At 42.9% G+C, this 21,622-nt stretch carries 23 protein-coding genes, 1 riboswitch and 2 other annotated features; of the genes, 15 read left to right on the top strand and 8 right to left on the bottom strand.

Translation table 11 applies throughout. The features are described from left to right. Positions 1 to 13: 13 nt before the first annotated feature. The 4 genes from ABD010_RS10970 to ABD010_RS10955 form a co-directional block, all read right to left on the bottom strand. The gene (locus ABD010_RS10970) at positions 14 to 883 is read right to left on the bottom strand and encodes a fructosamine kinase family protein (RefSeq protein ID WP_343812947.1); all 870 of its coding nucleotides are present in this window, start codon (positions 881 to 883) and stop codon (positions 14 to 16) included. Between the two features lie 41 nt (positions 884 to 924). Next, positions 925 to 2,712: a ribosomal protection-like ABC-F family protein gene (gene abc-f / locus ABD010_RS10965; RefSeq protein WP_343812945.1), complete on the bottom strand. Its 1,788-nt coding sequence runs from the start codon at positions 2,710 to 2,712 to the stop codon at positions 925 to 927. A 279-nt stretch (positions 2,713 to 2,991) separates the two neighbouring features. After that, positions 2,992 to 3,444 carry a nucleoside deaminase gene (locus tag ABD010_RS10960; protein WP_343812943.1) on the bottom strand — a complete coding sequence of 151 codons (453 nt, stop codon included), beginning with the start codon at positions 3,442 to 3,444 and terminating at the stop codon, positions 2,992 to 2,994. 52 nt (positions 3,445 to 3,496) lie between these two features. Continuing rightward, positions 3,497 to 3,787, bottom strand: coding sequence for a cupin domain-containing protein (locus ABD010_RS10955; RefSeq protein WP_343812941.1), 291 nt, complete (start codon positions 3,785 to 3,787; stop codon positions 3,497 to 3,499). Positions 3,788 to 3,963: 176 nt separating this feature from the next. Here ABD010_RS10955 and ABD010_RS10950 point away from each other — a divergent pair, with 176 nt between their 5' ends. Next, positions 3,964 to 4,524 (top strand): nitroreductase family protein, encoded by a 561-nt coding sequence (locus ABD010_RS10950; protein ID WP_343812939.1) that lies wholly within the window; start codon positions 3,964 to 3,966, stop codon positions 4,522 to 4,524. A 214-nt stretch (positions 4,525 to 4,738) separates the two neighbouring features. On the opposite strand, the gene ddlA is transcribed toward ABD010_RS10950, so the two are convergent. Further along, complete coding sequence (gene ddlA, locus ABD010_RS10945) at positions 4,739 to 5,845, bottom strand: D-alanine--D-alanine ligase (RefSeq protein ID WP_343812937.1); 1,107 nt, start codon at positions 5,843 to 5,845, stop codon at positions 4,739 to 4,741. Between the two features lie 153 nt (positions 5,846 to 5,998). Then, positions 5,999 to 6,242 (top strand) — a binding site (T-box leader). 43 nt (positions 6,243 to 6,285) lie between these two features. Then, positions 6,286 to 6,544, top strand: a binding site (T-box leader). A gap of 98 nt (positions 6,545 to 6,642) precedes the next feature. Between ddlA and trpE the strand changes: the two genes are divergently transcribed. From trpE to ABD010_RS10875, 14 genes are all read left to right on the top strand, one after another. After that, positions 6,643 to 8,037 carry an anthranilate synthase component I gene (trpE, locus tag ABD010_RS10940; RefSeq protein ID WP_343812935.1) on the top strand — a complete coding sequence of 465 codons (1,395 nt, stop codon included), beginning with the start codon at positions 6,643 to 6,645 and terminating at the stop codon, positions 8,035 to 8,037. Positions 8,038 to 8,054: 17 nt separating this feature from the next. After that, positions 8,055 to 9,080: an anthranilate phosphoribosyltransferase gene (gene trpD, locus ABD010_RS10935; RefSeq protein ID WP_343812933.1), complete on the top strand. Its 1,026-nt coding sequence runs from the start codon at positions 8,055 to 8,057 to the stop codon at positions 9,078 to 9,080. A 1-nt stretch (position 9,081) separates the two neighbouring features. Next, positions 9,082 to 9,882: an indole-3-glycerol phosphate synthase TrpC gene (gene trpC, locus ABD010_RS10930; protein ID WP_343812931.1), complete on the top strand. Its 801-nt coding sequence runs from the start codon at positions 9,082 to 9,084 to the stop codon at positions 9,880 to 9,882. Beyond that, on the top strand, positions 9,872 to 10,480 hold the full coding sequence (locus tag ABD010_RS10925) for a phosphoribosylanthranilate isomerase (RefSeq protein WP_343812929.1): 609 nt from the start codon (positions 9,872 to 9,874) through the stop codon (positions 10,478 to 10,480). The genes trpC and ABD010_RS10925 overlap by 11 nt, the downstream gene beginning before the upstream one ends. 170 nt (positions 10,481 to 10,650) lie before the next feature. Beyond that, entirely contained in the window at positions 10,651 to 11,856 is a 1,206-nt protein-coding gene (gene trpB / locus ABD010_RS10920) for a tryptophan synthase subunit beta (RefSeq protein ID WP_343812928.1), read from the top strand. Beyond that, positions 11,849 to 12,622 (top strand): tryptophan synthase subunit alpha, encoded by a 774-nt coding sequence (trpA, locus tag ABD010_RS10915; protein ID WP_343812927.1) that lies wholly within the window; start codon positions 11,849 to 11,851, stop codon positions 12,620 to 12,622. Before trpB ends, trpA begins: the two co-directional genes overlap by 8 nt. A 326-nt stretch (positions 12,623 to 12,948) precedes the next feature. Beyond that, positions 12,949 to 13,050: riboswitch (TPP riboswitch) on the top strand. 86 nt (positions 13,051 to 13,136) lie between these two features. After that, complete coding sequence (locus tag ABD010_RS10910) at positions 13,137 to 13,943, top strand: lipoate--protein ligase family protein (protein ID WP_343812925.1); 807 nt, start codon at positions 13,137 to 13,139, stop codon at positions 13,941 to 13,943. A 2-nt stretch (positions 13,944 to 13,945) separates the two neighbouring features. After that, complete coding sequence (lipA, locus tag ABD010_RS10905; protein WP_343812923.1) at positions 13,946 to 14,890, top strand: lipoyl synthase; 945 nt, start codon at positions 13,946 to 13,948, stop codon at positions 14,888 to 14,890. A gap of 195 nt (positions 14,891 to 15,085) precedes the next feature. Further along, positions 15,086 to 15,304 (top strand): spore coat protein, encoded by a 219-nt coding sequence (locus tag ABD010_RS10900; RefSeq protein ID WP_343812921.1) that lies wholly within the window; start codon positions 15,086 to 15,088, stop codon positions 15,302 to 15,304. Positions 15,305 to 15,438: 134 nt separating this feature from the next. After that, a complete protein-coding gene (locus ABD010_RS10895) occupies positions 15,439 to 15,999 on the top strand; it encodes a spore coat protein (RefSeq protein ID WP_343812919.1) in 561 nt (186 codons plus the stop codon). 36 nt (positions 16,000 to 16,035) lie between these two features. Next, positions 16,036 to 16,470, top strand: coding sequence for a spore coat protein (locus tag ABD010_RS10890; protein WP_343813045.1), 435 nt, complete (start codon positions 16,036 to 16,038; stop codon positions 16,468 to 16,470). A 103-nt stretch (positions 16,471 to 16,573) separates the two neighbouring features. Continuing rightward, on the top strand, positions 16,574 to 16,969 hold the full coding sequence (locus tag ABD010_RS10885) for a DUF2642 domain-containing protein (protein WP_343812917.1): 396 nt from the start codon (positions 16,574 to 16,576) through the stop codon (positions 16,967 to 16,969). A 12-nt stretch (positions 16,970 to 16,981) separates the two neighbouring features. Continuing rightward, positions 16,982 to 17,194 carry a hypothetical protein gene (locus ABD010_RS10880; protein ID WP_343812915.1) on the top strand — a complete coding sequence of 71 codons (213 nt, stop codon included), beginning with the start codon at positions 16,982 to 16,984 and terminating at the stop codon, positions 17,192 to 17,194. Between the two features lie 311 nt (positions 17,195 to 17,505). Next, a complete protein-coding gene (locus ABD010_RS10875) occupies positions 17,506 to 18,507 on the top strand; it encodes a polysaccharide biosynthesis protein (protein ID WP_343812913.1) in 1,002 nt (333 codons plus the stop codon). A gap of 104 nt (positions 18,508 to 18,611) precedes the next feature. Here ABD010_RS10875 and ABD010_RS10870 read toward each other — a convergent pair whose 3' ends face one another. From ABD010_RS10870 to ABD010_RS10860, 3 genes are all read right to left on the bottom strand, one after another. Continuing rightward, the gene (locus ABD010_RS10870; RefSeq protein ID WP_343812911.1) at positions 18,612 to 19,538 is read right to left on the bottom strand and encodes a glycosyltransferase family protein; all 927 of its coding nucleotides are present in this window, start codon (positions 19,536 to 19,538) and stop codon (positions 18,612 to 18,614) included. 67 nt (positions 19,539 to 19,605) lie between these two features. After that, positions 19,606 to 20,352, bottom strand: coding sequence for a sulfotransferase domain-containing protein (locus ABD010_RS10865; protein ID WP_343812910.1), 747 nt, complete (start codon positions 20,350 to 20,352; stop codon positions 19,606 to 19,608). A 5-nt stretch (positions 20,353 to 20,357) separates the two neighbouring features. Further along, a complete protein-coding gene (locus tag ABD010_RS10860) occupies positions 20,358 to 21,500 on the bottom strand; it encodes a polysaccharide biosynthesis C-terminal domain-containing protein (protein ID WP_343812909.1) in 1,143 nt (380 codons plus the stop codon). Between the last annotated feature and the right edge of the window lie 122 nt (positions 21,501 to 21,622).

The raw sequence follows: 21,622 nt of genomic DNA, 5'->3' as shown, positions 1-21,622 counted from the left end.
AATGTGTCAAAAACTATTTGCCAACGTATTGTTTCAGAACAGAATCGACTGCTCCACCATACATTTCACCAAAAATATTCAGGTGAACAAGCAAATAATACAACTGGTACAACGGTTTAACATCCTCATAATCTGGCATCAGCGGAAAACGCTCTTTATAAGCCTGATAAAAGTCAGCGGAATATCCGCCAAAAAGTTCAGTAAACGCCAGTTCGAAATGACGGTCACCATAGAGAAATGACGGATCGATCACATATGGTATACCACCAGCACCAACCAGCCAGTTACCACCCCATAAATCACCGTGCAGATAGGACGGGGCAGCATCAATCGGAATCCACTTGTCCAGATCATTAATCAGTTTTTCCAGCCGATCACGCCGCTTTCCCGTAATGCTCTTTTGATTGATTCCCTGCTTCAACTGTGCGGCCAGCCGACGGTCACGGTAATATTCCACCCAGCTGTTGAACAGTCCATTCGGCTGCGGCAATACCCCGATAAATGTATCATCGGAAAAACCATGCTGCTCGCCAACTGCCTGATGCATCCGGGCAATCCGGTCACCCAGCATGCTTTCGGTTTGTGCTGTTTTGGAGCCTTCCACCCATTCCAGCACCAGATAGGCACTTCCTTTATCATCAGAATACGCCATTACATCCGGAACAGAAATGGAGTTTGTTTGCTTAATCCGCTCCAGCCCTTTTGCTTCCAATTCAAAAAATCGTTCCGGGGCATTCGGGTGGTATTTAATGAAATATTTCTGCTGTCCCGTCTCCACAAAATAACTCTCATTGATGGAGCCGCCATGCGATTTTTTTACCGTTGCCGGCTTCGTATCATCACCTGCTTCACGTAATGCTGTTTCAATAACTGTGTTCATCATAGACCTCCAAACACAATGCTTTATCCCCCATTATCGGGAATTTATGTCAATTCATCAAGCGTTTGATGAATCATCCGGATTTCCTGCATGATTCGTTCCTGCTCTTCGTCTGAATCTGCCTCCATGCCCATCAGCCGGGTCAACCGCAACTGAAGTTCATGAACATTTGGCGAAACATTATCCGGATTTTGTACATGTGCTTCATATTCATCATACGTTCCATCAAAGGTTACCAATTGATTTTCGCCGAGATCCACAATCCTGTTGGCAATTTTCCGGATCAGGTACCGGTCATGTGATACGACAATCAATGCCCCGTCGTATGATACGAGCACATCCTCAATAATTTCTCTTGTATCGACATCCAAAAAATTTGTTGGTTCGTCGAGTACAAGCAAATTTGCATCACTGAAATACAAGCGGATAAATGCAACACGGCATTTTTCGCCCATGCTTAATGAAGCGATTTTTTTAAATACCGTTTCTCTGGAAAACAAAAAACAGCCAAGAATTGTTCGTGCCTCCGATTTTGTCATATCAGGCAATTCCAGCATACTGTCCAGAATCGTCCTATCATCATCCAGATTATCAAGTTCCTGGGCAAAGTAGCCGATTTTGGTCTGCGGGTTCCGCCTTATACAACCTTGGTCAGGTGTCAGATGTCTGGACATCAGTTTAAGCAACGTTGATTTCCCCGATCCATTCGGGCCAATAACACCGACACGGTCGCCGCGATACACCGAGAAATTTAACGCGGTGAACAACGGCATTTCTTTGACGTAGGAAAACGACAAATCCTCCGCGTGCAACAGCCGTTTCGCCGAAAATTGGACATCATCCAGTTGGAAATTGATCTTCTTATCCGCTTCCGGTTTTTCGATCTTGTTCTGATCCAAGCGCTCCAACTCTTTTTCCTTCGCCTTAAATCTGGAGACGTTTTTCTTGGCCTTGGCGCGGGCAAAATCATCCTGTCCTGCCGCTTTGTGTGCCTGATGGAACCATTTCTGATAATTTTGGATGGTCTGCATCAATTCTTTTCGCTGCTGCTCCTGTTTTCGGTACTGCGTTTCCTCTGTCCTCCACTCCAATTCCTTTTGCTCACGATATTTGGTATACCCGCCTTCATACCGCTTGCATCCTTCAGCATTCAATTCATAAATCGCATCTGCTGTCCGGTCCAAAAATAGTCTGTCATGTGACACATATAAAACAGCACCGGAATAGTCAACGAGCCACGATTCCAGCCACTCAATCGATTCTTTATCCAGATGGTTTGTCGGCTCATCCATCACAATGCATTCCGGCTGTTGCAGCACCAGCCTGGCTAACTGTGCACGCGTTTTTTGCCCGCCGCTCAATTGGCTGTAGGGGCTGTTCCACACAGACCAATCCAAATTCACCTGTTGGAGCGCTGCTTTTGTTTCCTGATCCAGCTGGTAGCCATCCAATGCCAAAAACTTATTGTAAACATCACTATACCTCTCCATATCAAATTCGGACTGTGTCTGTAATTTTTCCAGTTCTTTTTTTAACTTAAACCGTTCCCCGGAAGCACTTTGGACAAAATCCATCACAGTAACTTCTGAATTGATGTCCAGTTCCTGCTCCAGGAGGGGAGGTCCCCATTTATCTACAGGAACAAATCGCTGAACAAACCCTGCATCAAATTGTGTTTTCCCAAACAATCCATTGAGCAGTGTTGTTTTCCCGACACCGTTTCGTCCGAACAACGCCACATGCTCACCTTTCTTCAACTCAAGGTTAACGTTTTTAAAAAGTGTTACACCGTTCCAATCTTTACAGAGTTTATTTGCCTTAAAAACAAACATATCCATACCCCCATGAAATCCGTCTCTGCCTGAGAACAATCACATGGACATATGGATATACCAACCTAAAAGAAAATAGTAGAAAACTTGGTTGTCACCAAGCTAAATAAGGCTATCCGATATAAGCACACACACGTATCCCATCGTTTCATGCAGGCAGAAACATTCGTTTGAGTTGATTCAAACTTTTTGGAAATACGCTGCTTACTTCATTGTCGGATATGTCCTCCTTTTCGTTTCATTTCTTTTATCATAGCGATTAGATGAACTGCTGTCAAATTAGCTTCTTTCCCGCCACATTTTCATAGGGTCGTCCTGCCCTTCCTCCAACGGCATATGAATCATGTTAAGGTTGCGTTCCTCTTTTGGTTTCGAAAGGTCTTTGTAAATTTGTTTTGATTTTCCGAGGCCGGCATCTTGTGCATCATCAACAGTTGCACAATAATACACGTTATCAATTCCAGCAAACTGCATTGCAGCCAGGCACATCGGACACGGTTCCCCGCTCGCGTACATTGTATAACCTTCCAGAACTGAAGTATGCATCTTTTTCTGTGCACGGCGGATAGCAAGCATCTCAGCGTGCCCGCTTACATCGAAATGCTTATGCAATTCATTTACACCTTCTGTTACCAGGTTATCGTTCTTTACCAGCACTGCGCCAAACGGCTGTCCGCCATCCTGTACATTTTTTGCCGCCAATTCAACGGCACGCTGCATAAATTTATCCAATTTGTGTCCCCCTTTTTATCTGTATCGTATCTAAATTCCCGGACCATTTCAATCAGCATTTCATCACCAGGATGGACACATCACTCAGTGCTTTTAGTGCATGCCGTTCGTATGGTTCCATATACAATACCTTTTCCGTACTGATTATATGAGTCTTACCGGTTACCGTGAACTCGACTTCACCGCTTTTGACAAAAATAAAAACATGCTTGGGCGAATCATGCTCCTTAATTTCTTCGCCTTCTTTAAGTTTAAGGTGCATAATTTCCCGGTGGTCCCCCTGAAATAGCTTTGAAGCCTGCTTCGGGTTCGTAATGGAATGGTCTACTGGTAATACGTGCATTTTTTCACAGCCTTTCAATGTTATTTATAAACCAAGTATACCAAACGGATCAGGATTTACCGTGACACTAATCACATGGTATGACCTTTTAAAACAGCTCATATTGATTTATTTTGCATAATCCGCTACAATCTAATTGATAATGGTTTTCATTTATTGAGCTAGGAGGAAACTAAATGGAGAATACAAATCAATCAACTGCCCTGGCAACGGTCATCCGTGAACGCCGCGCCGTCAAAAAGGGATATAACAATAAACCGGTTACTGAAGAAACAGTGATGGAACTATTGGAAAACGCCAGCTGGGCACCTACACATGGGATGCGGCAGCCATGGCGATTTATTTTCGTCGGTCCGGAAGAAAAGGATGCGTTTGCTGAAAAAGTCGCTGCCACATATCCAGAGGAACGACAGGAAAACCGCAGAGAGTATCTAAGTGAGCCAACCGCATTCCTTGTTGTTGTGATGGATGAGCCGGATAACCAGAAGCAGTGGGATGAAAATTTCGGCGCAACTGCGTGCATGATTCAAAACTTTTGGTTGCTGGCATGGGAACAAAAGCTTGGGGTCGTCTGGAAAACCAATCCGCACATTTATGATCCGGCAGTGAAAGAGATTTTGCATGTCGGAGAAAACGAAAAAATTGCAGGATTCCTGCATCTTGGCTATTTCGATGAGGCACCAGTCAAAAAAGACAGAAAGCCAGTCCACGAGAAATTTACAACGTTTAAAGCATAAGAGTGCCAGATTCGATGGCACTCTTTTTCTCTGAGGGATCGTTTTTTCTCTTGAAGGATTGTATTTCTGCCTGAAGGACTGTATTTTCCCGCAAAGGATCGTATTTCTTTCTGAAGGATTGATATATTAAGGCTATTACCATTTCACAGCGTTTTTGCGTCCGTCAAAAAAACTGCGAAACCTTTTACAAGTTTCGCAGTTTTTAAAGTAACCATTATGCATCTTCCCAGACGGCGCTTTTCAGCAGGCTGCCCTTCTGGTGGCGGTCGATGGCAAGTTCAATCAAGCGATTGATTAATTCCGGATAAGGGATGCCGCTAACTTCCCACAGTTTCGGATACATGCTGATTTTCGTAAAACCCGGCAGTGTATTGACCTCGTTCACATATACCTCCCCGTTTTCCTTCAAAAAGAAATCAACACGGGCGAGCCCTTCACACTCCAGTGCCTGAAACGCATTAATTGCAGCCTCCTGAATGTTTGCAACAGTCTCTTCCGGGAGATCTGCCGGTATTTCCAGTTTTGCACCGCTTTCGTCGATGTACTTCGATTCATACGAATAAAATTCAGTTTGCGGTAAAATTTCACCGGGTACCGATGCCGCCGGGTCCTCATTGCCCAGCACGGAACATTCGATTTCCCGGCCGGCTAGCGTTTCCTCGATAACAATTTTGCGGTCGTATTGAAAAGCTTCATCGACTGCCTGCTCAAATGCCGCTCTTTCCGAAACTTTGCTGACACCAACCGAGGACCCCTGATTTGCCGGCTTAATAAACATTGGAACACCAAGCTCATCTTGCAACAGATCAAAATCAATTTTATTCCGGTTGAAGCTTGTAAACGCTCTTCCTTTGGCAACGTTCACCCCCGCATCCCGCAACAGCCTCTTGGCAATATCTTTATCCATACACACGGCAGATCCCGTCACACTGGATCCGACGAAAGGCAGGTTCGCCAGGCGCATCATGCCCTGCAGACTGCCATCCTCTCCAAGGGTGCCATGAACAATTGGAAACACCACATCAAGCTGGTCAAGCATTCCGGCATCTTCCGAGTGAATCAGCTGATTATGATCCTGACCCGGAACAACTGCCACGGTATCATTTGATTTGTTCAGGCTGATCAGTTTCGGGTTCTCTGCATTAATTAAGTATGATGACTCGTCATTGATATGCCATTTCCCCTGTTTGTCAATCCCAAGCAGGACAACATCATATTTATCTTTATCAATTGCGTCCACAATATTTTTCGCCGATTGCAGTGATACCTCATGTTCAGCAGATTTTCCGCCGAAAATAATACCGACCCTTTTCTTTTCCATCGTCAGAACTCCTTCTTGAAAATCATATATATCTAATTTAGCACAATAAGGGTTGTTTGAAACAGTGAAAAATGAACAGTCTGAATAATTTTTTAAAAAATGTATTGACATCCGGAGAAAATTCCCCTATGATTATTCTCAATAACTTTAATACGAACGGCAAAGACGAAGATTAGTAATCTGTTGGGACACTTCAGAGAGTTGGCGGTCGCTGCAAGCCAATGGTTACCGGCAGACGAATGGACTTCCGAGTTCCAAACCGAACTTGTTTTGTACAGTAGGCTTTGGCGAACCATCCCATCGTTACCTGGGATTAATATAAAACATCTGTTTTATATTGCCAAAGTGAGCTGATTTCAGCTAATAAAGGTGGCACCACGGGTCTCCCGTCCTTTCGATGGATGGGGACCCTTTTTTTGTACTTCCATAAATAGATATATATTAAATCATTGAGTAAGAGGAGTAAGCTGTACTGCAGCGTTACAGAGAACCGGTGATGGTGAAATACCGGTACGTGAATGGCAGCCGAATGGACTTACGAGAGGTTTCCTGAAAAACAGTACGGAAACACGGAGTTCCGCCGTTACACGGATAGGATATATGGAACAGGGCTGACCCTCCCCTGTTTCCACGTATCTGAAATGAGTTGAAGATTTTTTCTTCAAATGAGGTGGCACCACGGTCACAATCGTCCTCTGCAAATGCATGTAGCATGCCTTTGCAGGGGATTTTTTATTTGAGCTATTAAAATGAGGCGCATGCCGAGTTTTTCCAATATCAAAAAGGAGCTGATCTGTTTGAACACAAAAACATTACCGTGCAAATTCACCGAACATAATGCCGACATGCTGACGCCTATTGGAATATACAGCAATTTAAAGGGTGAAAAGAAGTTTCTTCTGGAAAGTTCATTCCAGCATGAAGCGAACGGAAAATTCTCCTTTATCGGGGCAAATCCGTATCAGGAGTTCGTAGGCAATCAGAATGAGACAATGGTCAGCGATCACCGCAAATCAACCACGGCAACCCATGATAAGCCGATTGTATCCATTTTACAAGACATTTTTCCCAAAAAAGATATCACCCTCCCTTTTCCATTTTTCGGCGGCGCGATTGGTTATCTGGGATATGATGCGATTCGTCCGCTTGAAAATATTGGTGAGGAACTGCCTGATGAAGTAAACATGCCAGATGCACATTTCATGCTATATAAAGATGTTATCGTTTTTGACCATCGAAAAGACAAAGTTTACCTGGTGGCAACAAACCTGGACGATCAGCCGGAACAGAGACTGGATGAACGACTGAAAAAACTGGAGCAGGCATTAGTTCCGGCGGCTGGCGTAGATCAAGCGCGTGATGTTGAAGTTAATTTTCAGCCCAGTATGGATAAAGAACAATTTATGCGCAATGTGGAAATTGCCAAGGAGTCCATTGAGCGTGGCGAGGTCTTACAAGTCGTATTGTCACAACGGATGATCGCAGCGGTGAACGGGGACTCGTTTTCACTTTACCGGAAACTGAGAAATGCGAACCCTTCCCCATACATGTTTTACATCGATTTTGACGATTATGTGGTGCTCGGTTCTTCACCCGAAAGCCTGCTGAAATCGGAAGACGGAGATATCGTTACAAATCCGATAGCCGGAACGCGGCCGCGTGCTCGTTCACGGGATGACGATAATGAACTTGTCAAAGATTTAATTACCGACAAGAAAGAGATTTCCGAGCACCAGATGCTGGTGGATTTAAGCCGGAACGATTTTGCACGGGTCTGTAACAAAGATTCGATTACGGTGCCAGCTTACATGCATGTCAAAAAATACGAACATGTCATGCACATGGTGTCGGAAGTGCATGGAACGTTACATCCAGCATACTCGAGTATTGATGCACTGCTAACCTGTTTACCCGCCGGCACAGTATCCGGGGCGCCACGAACGCGGGCCATGCAAATCATTAATGACCTGGAAGATACAAGACGCGGTGCTTATGGCGGTGGGGTCGGCTACATCAACTTCAATCATGATTTGAACTTTTCCTTGGCAATCCGCTCCCTTATGATAACCAACAACAAGGCATATTTACAGGCCGGCGCTGGCATTGTACAGGATTCTGATCCGGAAAAGGAATACTACGAAACCATGCACAAAGCACGATCCTTAATGGAAATTGATGGCGTAAAAAACTAATCGGAAGGGGAATTACCATGAAACAATATCTTGAAAAATTACTGAATCAACAGGATCTGACGATAGAGGAAATGAAGGACGCTGCAACGATGTGTTTTTCACCGGAAACAAGTAACAGTGAACTTGCATCCTTTTTAACCGCGTTACGCGCAAAAGGAGAAACTTCCGACGAGGCTGCGGGACTTGCAGCGGTTATCCGCGCTCAATCCAGTGCGACAACCAGTACACTGACGGATGTTATGGATAATTGCGGCACCGGGGGCGATTACTCAAACAGTTTTAATATCAGCACGACTGCTGCATTTGTGATTGCCGGTGCAGGAATTAAAATTGCCAAGCACGGGAATCGGAGTATCTCCAGTAAAACCGGGAGTGCTGACGTCCTGGAAGAACTGGGCATTTCCCTATCCTTTTCGAAAGATCACGTCGAAAAAGTGTTGCAGGAAAATAATATTGCCTTTTTATTCGCTCCACATGTTCACCCCGGCATGAAGCGGATTTCCAAAGTCCGAAAAGAGCTTGGTATACCAACCAGCTTTAATCTGATTGGTCCGCTGACAAACCCGGTCAACCTGGATTCACAGATGCTTGGTGTGTATCGCCGTGATATGCTGCCAATGCTTGCGGAAGCACTGAACCAAATGGGAAGAAAGCGAGCCGTCGTTGTACATGGTGCAGGCAATATGGATGAAGCCTCTCTTTCAGGCGAGAACCATATTACGCTGCTGAATAATGGTGAAATCACATCATTTACTTTGCATCCGGCCGATGTCCGCCTGCCGGTATATGCGAATGCGGATATTCGCGGCGACTCCGCCAAGGAAAATGCAGCGATTTTACGCAGTGTTTTGGAGGGTAAACGAGGAGCCTACTATGATACGGTGCTGCTTAATGCGGGACTTGGCATTTTTGCAAACGGAAAAGCATCCACCATTTATGATGGCATTGAATTGGCAAGAGAAAGTATCGAAAGCGGTGCAGCACTTGAAAAACTGGAATACCTGATCAAATACAGTTCAGCCGTTGCAAAGGAGGCAATCTAGGATGACCATCTTGGATAAAATCATCGCTGAAAAAGAAAAAGAAGTACGGACGCTGAAACTGGAAACGAATAAAGCGGCACCTGCACATCAAAAATCTGTTGTGCGTATTGCTGATTCATTTCGTAGCACGGAAACGATGAACATCATCGCTGAAATTAAACGAGCTTCCCCTTCCAAAGGATCGATCAATTTGGAAGTGAACCCGGCCGAACAAGCAAAAAAGTATGAAGCATGTGGAGCAGGAGCAATTTCCGTTCTGACCGACAAAACATTTTTCAAAGGATCGATGGATGATGTGCGGAATGTCCGGGAAGCGACTGACCTGCCAATCCTTTGCAAAGATTTTTTTATCGATACCGTGCAGATTGATCAAGCCAAAGCTGCGGGTGCTTCAATTATCCTGTTAATTGTTGCAGCCCTCACGCCGGAAAAACTGAAGGAACTGCACCAGTATGCAACTGAACAGGGTCTGGAAGTGCTTTGCGAAGTGCACAATGAAGACGAAATGAAACAGGCAGTTACGCTCGATGCAGCAATCATTGGCATTAACAACCGGGACCTGAAAACATTTAATGTAAGTTTGGACACTTTCGGACGGCTTGCATCCATGGTAACTAACCCGGAAACAGTGCTGATCAGCGAGAGCGGCATAAAAACAAGAAGCGATGTACTTCACGTCCGAAATAGTGGTGCACATGGAATTTTGGTTGGTGAAACATTGATGCAGGCAGAAGATTTAACCGAACAATTCCAAGCGTTGCAAATCCCGTTATCGAAAGGGGACGCTGCAAATGCTCGTTAAAATTTGTGGCATTCAAACAAAGGAGGCAGCACACTCGGCAGCGGATGCTGGTGCTGATTTTATCGGATTTGTTTTCGCCCCAAGCAAACGGCAGGTCACACCGGAACAGGCGGCTGAAATTGGTATCAGCCTCTCCTCATCAGTCCGGAAAGTCGGTGTTTTTGTGAACGAAACAAAAGAGGCAATTGAGCGGACTGCTGAAATTGCCGACCTTGATCTGATTCAGCTGCATGGGGATGAAACGCCGGAATTTGCCGGCAGTCTTTCCTATCCGGTTATTAAGGCAAACCCGATGACCAATGAATTTGCATCAGCAGCAGCCGCATCATTTCCGAGTGAGTTTCTGTTGATTGACAGCCCGCGCGGACCGAACCGCGGCGGAAATGGTACAACGTTTGATTGGAATTTACTATCTGGCGGCGGGGTTGATCTGAACAAGATTATTTTGGCAGGCGGACTCAATCCTGACAATGTGCAGGAAGCAATTGCGGCAGTCCATCCGGCCGGTGTCGACGTTTCCAGCGGTGTGGAAACGGACGGACAAAAAGATGCCGACAAAATTGTCCGTTTTGTCCACGAGGCAAAAGCGAAATCCTGATAGAATCCCTGAAGTTGCTGATAGATTTGCAAAGTGACTGATAAATCTTGCGAAGTGACTGATAAACGAACGAAACCGACTGATAAACTTTACGAAGTGACCGATAAACCAGCAAAACTGACTGATAAACTTTACGAAGTGACTGATAAACAATGAGAGGATGATGAACAATGACAACTTATACAATGCCTGATCCAACAGGTAGGTATGGCAGCTTTGGCGGCAAATTTGTTCCGGAACTGCTGATGCCCGCAATTTATGAATTGGAGGAAGCCTATGAATCTGCAAAAAATGATCCTGCTTTCACATCAGAACTGGACTACTATTTAAAACAGTATGTCGGACGGGAAACGCCTCTTTACCATGCTGAAAATTTATCGAAACAGCTGGGCGGTCCGTCTATTTATCTGAAACGCGAGGATCTTAACCATACCGGTGCACACAAAATCAATAACACCATCGGCCAGGCATTGTTAACGCTCCGCATGGGCAAAAAGAAAGTCGTTGCAGAAACCGGTGCCGGTCAGCACGGTGTTGCTACAGCCACCGTATGCGCCCTGCTTGGTCTGGAATGTGTTGTTTTCATGGGGGAAGAAGATATCCGCAGACAAAAACTCAATGTGTTCCGGATGGAATTGCTTGGCGCAAAAGTAGAAAGTGTCTCACAGGGAAGCGGAACCTTGAAAGATGCGGTAAATGAAGCACTTCGCTACTGGGTCTCACACGTGGAAGATACCCATTATATTATCGGATCTGTCGTCGGGCCGCACCCGTTTCCTAAAATGGTTCGCGATTTTCAGTCAGTTATCGGTCAGGAAACAAAACGACAATTTCAGGAACTCAACGGCCAGCTGCCTGATGCTGTCATAGCTTGTGTTGGCGGCGGCAGCAATGCAATGGGAATGTTTTATCCGTTTATTGAGGATGAACAGGTCCGCCTTTATGGGGTTGAAGCAGGCGGAAGCGGTATTGAATCAAACAAACACGCCGCTACCATCACTGCCGGAAATGTTGGCGTTTTGCACGGTACGATGACTCATCTGCTTCAGGATAAAGATGGTCAAATTGAAGAGGCGCACTCGATTTCAGCAGGACTTGATTACCCGGGAATTGGACCTGAACACAGCCATCTTCATGATTCGAACCGGGTAACCTACACATCAATCACAGATGATGAAGCACTGTACGCATTCAAACTATTATCGCAAACAGAAGGGATTATACCTGCTTTAGAAAGCGCGCATGCCGTTGCATACGCATTGAAACAAGTAAAAAACATGAACAAAGACGAGTCATTGGTTATTTGCTTATCAGGCCGTGGTGATAAAGACGTTGAATCAGTAAAAGACGTACTTGGAGGTGAGGTTAATGAGTAATTTGAAATTGGACCAAGCACTAGCGGAAAAACTCGAAAACAACAAGAAGGTGATTGTCCCATATATCATGGCCGGTGACAAACCACTTGATCAATTGGAGGAGCAGCTGGAATTTTTACAGCAGAGTGGCGCTGCGGCCGTGGAACTGGGGATTCCCTTTTCAGACCCCGTTGCTGACGGACCGACCATTCAGGATGCCGGTCAGCGGTCCCTGAAAAATGGCACGACCCTTACCACTGTTCTGGAAACGTTAAAAAGCTTTGCTGACACACGGACAGTACCGGTTATTTTAATGACCTACCTGAATCCGGTCTTTAAATATGGCACTGAAAAATTCGCCAAAGATTGTGCCGATGCCGGAGTGAACGGAGTCATCGTTCCTGACCTTCCACTGGAAGAGGAAGGAATAATCACAGATGATTTACACCAAAATAACATTTCCTGTATCCGGCTTGCTGCGATGACGTCACCAGATGACCGCCTGCAAAAAATTGCCGAGCGGACAGAGGGTTTTCTTTATGCCGTTTCTGTCACTGGTACAACCGGGGCCAGAAGAGCACATGACAATAAGGTAAAAGGCTATCTGCAAAAGCTGAAACAGTACACTGATAAACCGGTACTGGCCGGATTTGGCGTCTCGACCAGTTCACAGGCACACAACCTTGCCGACGCATGTGATGGGGTTATTATAGGAAGTACTATCGTGAACTTTTTGCATCAGAATGAGACGAAAAATGTTCAAAAGTTGATACAGGAAAGCATCTAATTAAAAATGAAGCTGGGACAAAAAGGGTTTTATCAAAAGAAGAGACGAATTAACGTGATAGGCTCAGCCGCTAGAATCGTTCGACTTTTAATTTTCACTTTCCGATTTGTCCCAACCTCTTTTTCGAAATAATTTCTGCGAATCGTGGATAGCGCACGCAAAATAGCGGGTACCCACTCCGGAATCGTGATTCAATCGCATTAGCCCCTCCGAATGGGGTCGAATGGGGTCCCCGGGCTGCGCACCTGCCTCAAAATATGATTCGTTGGAACCTTTACATTGTGAAAGTTTCCCGTTAAGATAATGAGTAATAATTAAATACCATTTTTTAGCACTAGGGGAGCTGACTGGCTGAGAGGAATACATTTATTCCGACCCTTGAACCCGAACCGGATAATACCAGCGTGGGAAAGTGCAGTCATTTTACATATATTTAACCTGACTGCAGCCCACTGGTTGCAGTCTTTAAATTTATCCGGAAGTTTCTTACGTTATCAGCGAAGGAGGTAACATTATGCATCAAAAATGGGGATTTTTGGACAGCGGAATTCATGATGCTTCCGTGAATATGGCATTGGATGAAACATTATTGAACTGGCACAGCGATGGGAAAATCCCACCAGTACTAAGGTTTTACGGCTGGAAAAATCCAAGTTTATCACTGGGACATTTTCAGAAAGAATCCGAAATTGATTTTCACAATCTGCACAAACAACAATGTCAGTATGTACGTCGGTTGACTGGTGGTAGTGCAGTATTGCATGATGATGAACTGACATACAGCATTGTCATCTCTGAAAAGAATCCCGAGATCCCGTCATCCATCCAAAAAGCATACTATCTTTTGTCAAAAGGCATTATCCGGGGGTTCAAAAACCTTGGGATTGATGCAAATTATGCCGAGGACCTGTCGGGAGATAGAAGCGCCATTTGCTTTGAACGCCCCGCTTTTTATGAAATGGTTGCAGACGGCAAAAAACTATCAGGCAATGCGCAGACACGAAAGCGGGGAGTTCTGTTGCAGCACGGGGCCATACCACTATCCATTGATGAAGCCATGCTATTTGACTTATTTGTTTTTCCAAATGAGAAAGTTAAAGCGAGAAAACGTCAGGCATTTGCACAAAAAGCAACTGCCATTAATCAACTGACTGCACAACGGCACACATACGAAACAGTTAAGCAGGCATTTTATGAAGGATTCAGAGATGGATTGGACCTCCAGCTTGAGCCAATTACACTATCGAAAAGTCAATGGGATGAGGTAATGGAGCTGGCCCAAACAAACTATTCAACCAAACAACCAACAAGGAGCGTGTAAGTGTGGCAAAACAGGAAAAATACTTACGTAAACCGGAATGGCTGAAAACACGAATCAATACAAATAAATCATACCGCAGTTTAAAAAAATTGATGCGCGAAAATCGATTGAACACCGTTTGTGAAGAAGCTCGCTGTCCGAATATCCATGAATGCTGGAGCGAGCGCAAAACCGCAACATTCATGATTCTCGGTGATACGTGTACGCGTGGATGCCGCTTCTGTGCCATTAAAACCGGAATGCCGAATGAACTCGACTGGGGTGAGCCAAAACGGGTGGCGGACTCAGTCGGCATAATGGGGCTCAAGCATGTCGTCATCACATCAGTGGCCCGGGATGATCTGGATGATGGCGGTGCCCAGGTATTCGCCAATACAGTCCGTGCTGTACGCGCCCAGAATCCTGGATGTACAATTGAAATTTTGCCGTCGGACATGAAGGGAGACTACGACAGTCTGCACACACTGATGGACAGTAAACCGGATATTTTTAACCATAATATTGAAACCGTCCGCCGTCTGACCAAGCGTGTGCGTGCCCGGGCAATGTATGACCGCTCTCTGACATTGCTGCAGCGTGTCAAAGAAATCGCACCGAAAACGCCGACAAAATCAAGTATCATGGTTGGACTTGGCGAGGAAAAGGACGAAATTATCCAGGCAATGGATGACCTGCTGGCACACGACGTAAACATTATGACGATCGGCCAGTACCTGCAGCCAACCAAGAAACATTTGAACGTTGAACGTTATTATCACCCGGACGAATTTGAAGAACTAAAAGAAATTGCTCTAAAAAAAGGCTTCAGCCATTGTGAGGCAGGTCCGCTTGTCCGTTCATCCTATCACGCTGACGAACAGGTAACTAAAGGAGCAGCCCAGCGCAGAATCAAATACATGAAAGGTTATGAAGAGCAGGAAGATACGCAGGTTGATTTCACTTTTTAATCCAGCAGCAACATAGCATGGTTATCCCCGTGGATGATCATGCTATTTTAATGTAGAAGAAAGTATACTTGTCGGAAAAGGTATATTTATTGTTTCCTCTGTGTAATTCAATTGAGGAAGATAGACAACAATACAGTCAATTGATACTGCAAACCATAGTATATACTAACTTTAAATAAGGCAGGTGAAATCAATATGGGGGGCGATTCATCCAAAAATCAAGCATTCCCTGACAAGGTTATCAAATTAATGATTGACGATATATTTAAAAGGAATAATGTTAAACCAGAAAAGGTAAAAGAAAGTTTATCAAATGAACAGAAACAAATGCTAAAAGAAATGGTTGAGGACTTAAGGCAGCAGGTTGATCAGTTTAATAAAGGGGAAAAAAACACGAACAAATCAAGTGAATAAAACTCTATTAATGAAAACACCTATTGATAGGTGTTTTCTTTAATTTTGAAAAAAAATGAGATTTTGGTTAATGTGTACAGTCTTTTAGTAGGAAAATCCATAGATTGTTATTAACCAAAGAAAGGAGTGTTAATATGTCGTCTAATAAATCTCATTCAACCGGCAGGAAAAGTAAATACTTTTACTATAAAGGCCGGAAAAAATCAGATCATCACCAATGTTGTAACCATTGTGAAGAAGAGCAATGCAGCACAGAATGTAACAAGTGTAATGACAAATATAGATCAGATAACGAATTTGACCGTTATTTCGATGATGCCGATGCAACCGTTACGCAAGAAGGAGATCAATACTCTTTTATGGACCAGGAGTCAGCTGAAATGATTTGGGTGAAGGAGTCCTGTAATATAACGGTCGATTCAACGGACACGCAGGCAGCACTTTCCCTTCAAGCCAGTTTGCAGTTGGCAATCACATTGGTCCTTAACATTGCAATTGGAGACTCAAACAGGAGTAACTCTGTATCACAGGAACTCATGCAGCATTTTAATGCCGACCAAGTCAACAAACAAAAAATCTTCATCTATAACACAAAAGACGCAACCGTAACTACTACAGATACAGACCTTGTTATTAATATTCAGCTTCTCCTGCAATTACTGTTGGCGTTGGTCGTTATGGTCGATGTTTTATAATTTAAAAGGAAGGAGTTGGAAGAAATAGTGAGTTATATGACAACAAATAATAAGTGGCGTGCCCTTGATCATTGCAATGAAAGTAATAACAGCCAAAATGACGCAACTGTGAATCAAGGAGCGGAACAGTCCGTATCAAATCAACAAGTATCGGATGAATGGATTATCATTAAAGATTCCGAGAATATCAATGTAACCACTACTGATACGCAGGTGGCAATTTCTTTACAGCTTGGTATTCAGGCAGCAATCGCGGCAGTGCTAAACATCGCAATTGGGGACTCTCAATCAAATGATATTTCACAGGAACTTGGTCAAATGATCAAGACCAGACAAGGCGGGCGCCAAAAAACAATTGTAGAGCAATCCAGAGATATTGAAATCACTACAACTGATACGGATATAGCAATTAATATCCAATTGTTATTCCAGGTTCTAGTTGCGATCGTCGTTAGTCTAGAAATTCTTTGATGTAGTGAGAGAAAACACGGAAATAGTAAATATCCGGTTGGGCCTTCTATTAAGTTGTTTAAGTAGGGGCCCTATAAAAACCATAGGAAAGGAATGAATAATATTGGCAAACCTTACAAACCGCCAGAGAAATCTTTTGCGATTAGCTAACCAAATGTCGCGAAATTTAATCAATGGAACCAATACCGGCGATGACAATACCTCCCTAAATAGTAATGCTTCAATTGATTTTCCTGGAGTAGATGTGGATGCAGGATTTAATCTGGATGTTGATTTTGGTGGAGATACAGATACACCTTCCACACCGCCTGACACACCTACAACCCTTAGAGAAGTGTTACTGGATTTAGTTAATGAGCAAGTGGAAGTTACAACCCCTTTTGGTCCAGTAACAGGAACATTGATTGCTGTAAGAGAGAATTATATCGTATTGGTTCAAGCTGACGGAACTCAAGTACTTGTCCGTATTGAAAAAATTGAACTAGTCAGTGAGTTATAAAGGAGGGATTTTATGTTCCAAGAGACGTTTGCAGCTGAACTGTCCACTCGTGTAGGATCACTGGTTGAGGTAGCAACGGATGATAATTTGATAGACGGTATTCTTTCGACTGTTACCCCTGATTTGGTCCTCGTGGTTGAAGTCAATAGTGGTTATGGGGAGAACAATAAATTGTATGTATCTGTAGATGCTATTAATTTTGTTCGTTTTCCCGATGCAGCATAACCAGATACGTTAATCTGAATGCTGATACCCCGGCTCTAAGTCCGGGGTATTTTGATATGTACGTCTGATATAGGATTCATTCTTTTTTATGTTCAACTGGATGCATTGCCAACGCCTTTTTTGCCTTTTTTAAACGATTATCATTTTCAATCTATTATTTACTTCATATATTATGGTATACCTATCAGGTTGGTTGTCGAACAGAGAAAAGCGACACTTCAGGGAAATGCCTTCCCCTGAAACGAACAGATATCAAAACTGTTTTTGCTTAAAAAGGAATAGTTACTACCGCTGGAAGGAGTTGTTTAAATGTGTTTAAAAATACAACGATACTGATTACAGGAGGAACAGGTTCTTGGGGGTATGAGCTGGTAAAAAAACTTCTAGCAGCCCATCCAAAAGAAATAAGGATATTTTCACGTAATGAATATGCTCAAGTAAACATGAAAAGGAAGTTTCAAGATAACCCTTATTTAAAATATATGATTGGTGATGTCAGAGATTTTGAAGCTGTGAACGAAGCTGCACAAAATGTTGACTATATATTCCATCTTTCCGCACTAAAACATGTCCCGATATGTGAAGATCAACCCTCGGAAGCATTAAAGACCAATGTCTACGGTACGGAAAATATTATCAAAGCAAGCTTACTGCAAAATGTTAAAAAAGTAATTGATGTATCAACAGATAAAGCTGTTGAACCAATCAATTTTTACGGCCTTACAAAAGCAATCGGTGAAAAACTGATCATTCAGGCGAATCAATTAAGCAGTCGCACACGATTTGTTTGTATCCGCGGCGGCAATGTTATTGGAACGAATGGCAGTGTCATTCCTTTTTTTAAAGAAAAAATCACAGCCCATCAAACTGTTCCCCTTACATCTAAAGAAATGACACGCTTTTTTCTGACAGTTTCCCAAGCAATTGATTTATTGTTATATGCATCCGAAAAGGCAATTGGCGGTGAAATTTTTGTCATGAAAATGAAAGCATGCCGCATTGTCGATTTAATTAAAGTCATGAAAAGACATTTTGCTGCAGAAGATATTGCTATGAAAGAAATTGGCATTCGTCCAGGCGAAAAACTTCATGAAGTATTGATTTCCGATGCCGAATCCCGTAACACTTATAAATATGACGAGAATTACCATATTATTTTGCCTCCCAATTATTCAGATGAATTAGAAAAACAGTACGGGAAATTACCAAACGTCACTTTCAGCCGATATCAATCAAATGATGAATTGATGCGATTAGACGAAATTGAACAAATTCTCATAGAAGCAAACTTCCTCACATCGGCACTTTTTTAAACTGAGCAGCTGAATATCAAAGGCACTAAGAACCCCTTATTACATTACACGTAATAAGGGGTTTGATCCATTCTTCTAATCTTACTATGCAAACGCTCATCCTATTATAAAATGCTTTCAATCTGCCGGACTAACTGCTTTGCCCGATGAGCAGTTGAATGGTAATCATGAATGAAACGGCAGCCTTCTTCGGTCATCCTTTTCCGTTCTGTTTCATTTTTCAAATAGTAATCAGCTTTTTCCGAAAAATTTTCCCCATTTATATCCACAAAATGTTTTCCTGGGATCAGACCAATTTCCTTAAGTTCCGGTAAAGCTGGTGCCATTAGCAATGTGCCGCTCGCCGGGACTTCAAAATATTTAAACGTAACCACTTGACGAACAGATCCGCATGCAAAAAATAGTTTTGCCTGATTAATGGATCTGGCATAATTTTCCCCAATTAATGCCTTCTTTGCCTGTTCCGTTGTAAATTCTCTCCAGCCCGGATGAGGACTAGTGACAAATCGGTTATCTCCTTGATAGTGCTGTAAAATCTTCTGTCGCAAAGGGTATATATTTGGCATTGATGTTTCTCCTAACATCATCAGGTCGAACACTTTTTCAGCATCATAATCTTTAAATACAGAGACATTGGCAAATTGGGGAAGAAAGAACACCTGGTCATGTTTTTGGCTGGGGTAATAATGGTAAAAATTATGCTGACAAATAACAAAAAATATCCTGATCTGATTACTTGTTATATATCTTCTGCGCTGATTCACAAATCGGTGGGCATCATTTACTGCCAGCCCTGCAGGTATGCTTATGTCGGATAAGCCGGTAACAATAGGAGCAAACTTCTTCCCGACATCATTCAGTATTAATATGAAATCCGGTCTTTCGGGGATCTTTCGCAAAATTTTTTTGATATGGCCGGATTTACGGTAAACCATCAGGGTCGTCACTTTTGCTAATTCCCTTTCCAAAACATCATAATTATTATTTGTAAAATGAGATGTATCCGCTGCTATCAGCAATAATTTATGCATCGGTAAATCACTCCTTTCTGAAATTAAAAAGCACCTTCCATATAGAAGAAGGTGCTTGCTTTATTTGTTACGTTGAAATGTCGTATCCTAATCTTGTTAATGTCTTGTGAAACTTTTGATTTATTTGCTGCTGCTGTTCCTGACTCAAAACCGATTTCCATTTATTTGCCTGGCCTTCTCTGACAAAAGCTATGTTCGGATCAGCTAAAGGTGAATTTCCACTAACGTGGGTGTTTTGTTTCTTTTCCAGAGCTTTCATATTATCGAAAGAGGCCCAATCTACCGCTTCATTAATTTCTTTTTCTGTTCTGTCTACATTTAAAAAATTTGCTATTCTGTGTGCTTCCTTAGCCGTATTTTCGAGAAGGTCTTCATACTTTATAAGCAAAAACCCGTTTTTAATCTTTTCCCGGTTATCAAGCCAGCTTGCTATATTCCTATCCCACATCCCCGGTCCAATGGATCCCCCCATAAAGGCATGGAAGAACTTATCAAAATTACGCATTTTGCCATGATACCGCTGAAAATGATGATAATATGAAATGACAATATCTCTGGGATCTCTTACCAGGTAAATAACTTTGGGATAGTTTGGATCATAGCTGTTATGACTCCATACAAGATGAGGGGATGGCAGGTTTTCTATTGGTTCGCTTGATACGTTTTGAACCATCTTCCCTTTTGTAGACCAATCCATTTTTGTTTGATAAAGCAACATGGCAACAAGAAACAGTAAGAAGTTGTTTCCTGACTTGGGATAGGCAACCAGACAAATATCGTCCTCCTGAAAAGTATATTTCGTCTTTGTTGACATAAGCGTCATCCTTTCTGTTCATCCGTTTTATCCCGTTGGACTTTCATATGAAAGGTGTCCGGGTTATCCGGATTGAAAAGTTCATTGGCCCAAAATAAAACCATTATTTCATCATCCGTTACATTTTCAATCGAATGAGTATAACCAGGGGGAATATCCACTACCTCAATGTTTTGGTCTGTGACAGTATACGTTATCACTTCACCAGAATTGATTTTCCGTAATTTAATGTTTGCTGCACCTTTGATAACACAAAATTTCTCCACCTTTGTATGGTGATAATGATTTCCTCTTATGACACCTTTTCGTGATGTTGACATAAACACTTGACCAGCCTGACGGGATTTGATTAATTCGACCAATCTCCCCCTCTCGTCTTTGTGTGCAGGCAATTTATATGACAAGTTATTATCATCTAAATAAGATAAATAGGTTGTATACAAATATTTCGTTAACTTATCAGACAGGTCAGGTATAATCAGCGAGTTTCGCACATCCTTTATTTGGTAAAGTACTTGAGCCAGTTCCCCCACCGTTATATGAAAATTTGGTTGGATATGATAATAAAACGTCGCTTCTATCTTTTCCTGATACAGGCACTCGGTAAAACTGTTTACTACATCATCAATATATACAAGCTCAAGCATTTTTTCAGCATCATGGACCTCTATAGTCCCGCCATGAGCAATTTCATGGCAAAACGTGGCAACCACCGAATTATAATGCGGCCTGCACCACTTGCCAAAGACACCCGGCAGCCGATAAATCGTTACATCTGCACCGGTATTCATACTATACTTTTTCAGAATTTCTTCAGCGGTCTTTTTACTGAAACCATAGGGTGTATCCGACGCAGCTTGCGTGGACGATGAAAAAACTATTTTTGGCGTCTTATGGTGGGCGCTTAAATAGTTGACAATGGATTCAGTAAGTCCTCTATTAACGCTGACAAATTCCTCGTTATGCGCAGGTCTGTTCACCCCGGCAAGATGATAGACGATATCCGCATTACTTAAATGCTGATGCAGCTTAGACAGGTCATCTCTATGATGATATTGATTGACGATGATATCTTTTTGTCTATGAAGTCTTTCAATAAGATTTTTACCAATGAAGCCACCTGCACCGGTTACCAGTACGTTAATCATGTCGTAACCCTCCTTTCCGAACAGACCAACTGGTATTGTCCAGTAATTTTTAACACTATTGGAGATTCTTTTACATATTATGGAGTACGCTGAAATACGTGCGAAAACAGGGCATAGGCAGG

Origin of the sequence: Virgibacillus siamensis (assembly GCF_039522605.1) — a bacterium.
In the GTDB taxonomy this organism is placed as follows: domain Bacteria; phylum Bacillota; class Bacilli; order Bacillales; family Amphibacillaceae; genus Lentibacillus; species Lentibacillus siamensis.
Note: the sequence above shows the minus strand (reverse complement) of the source record. Positions and strands in the feature narration are given on the sequence as shown.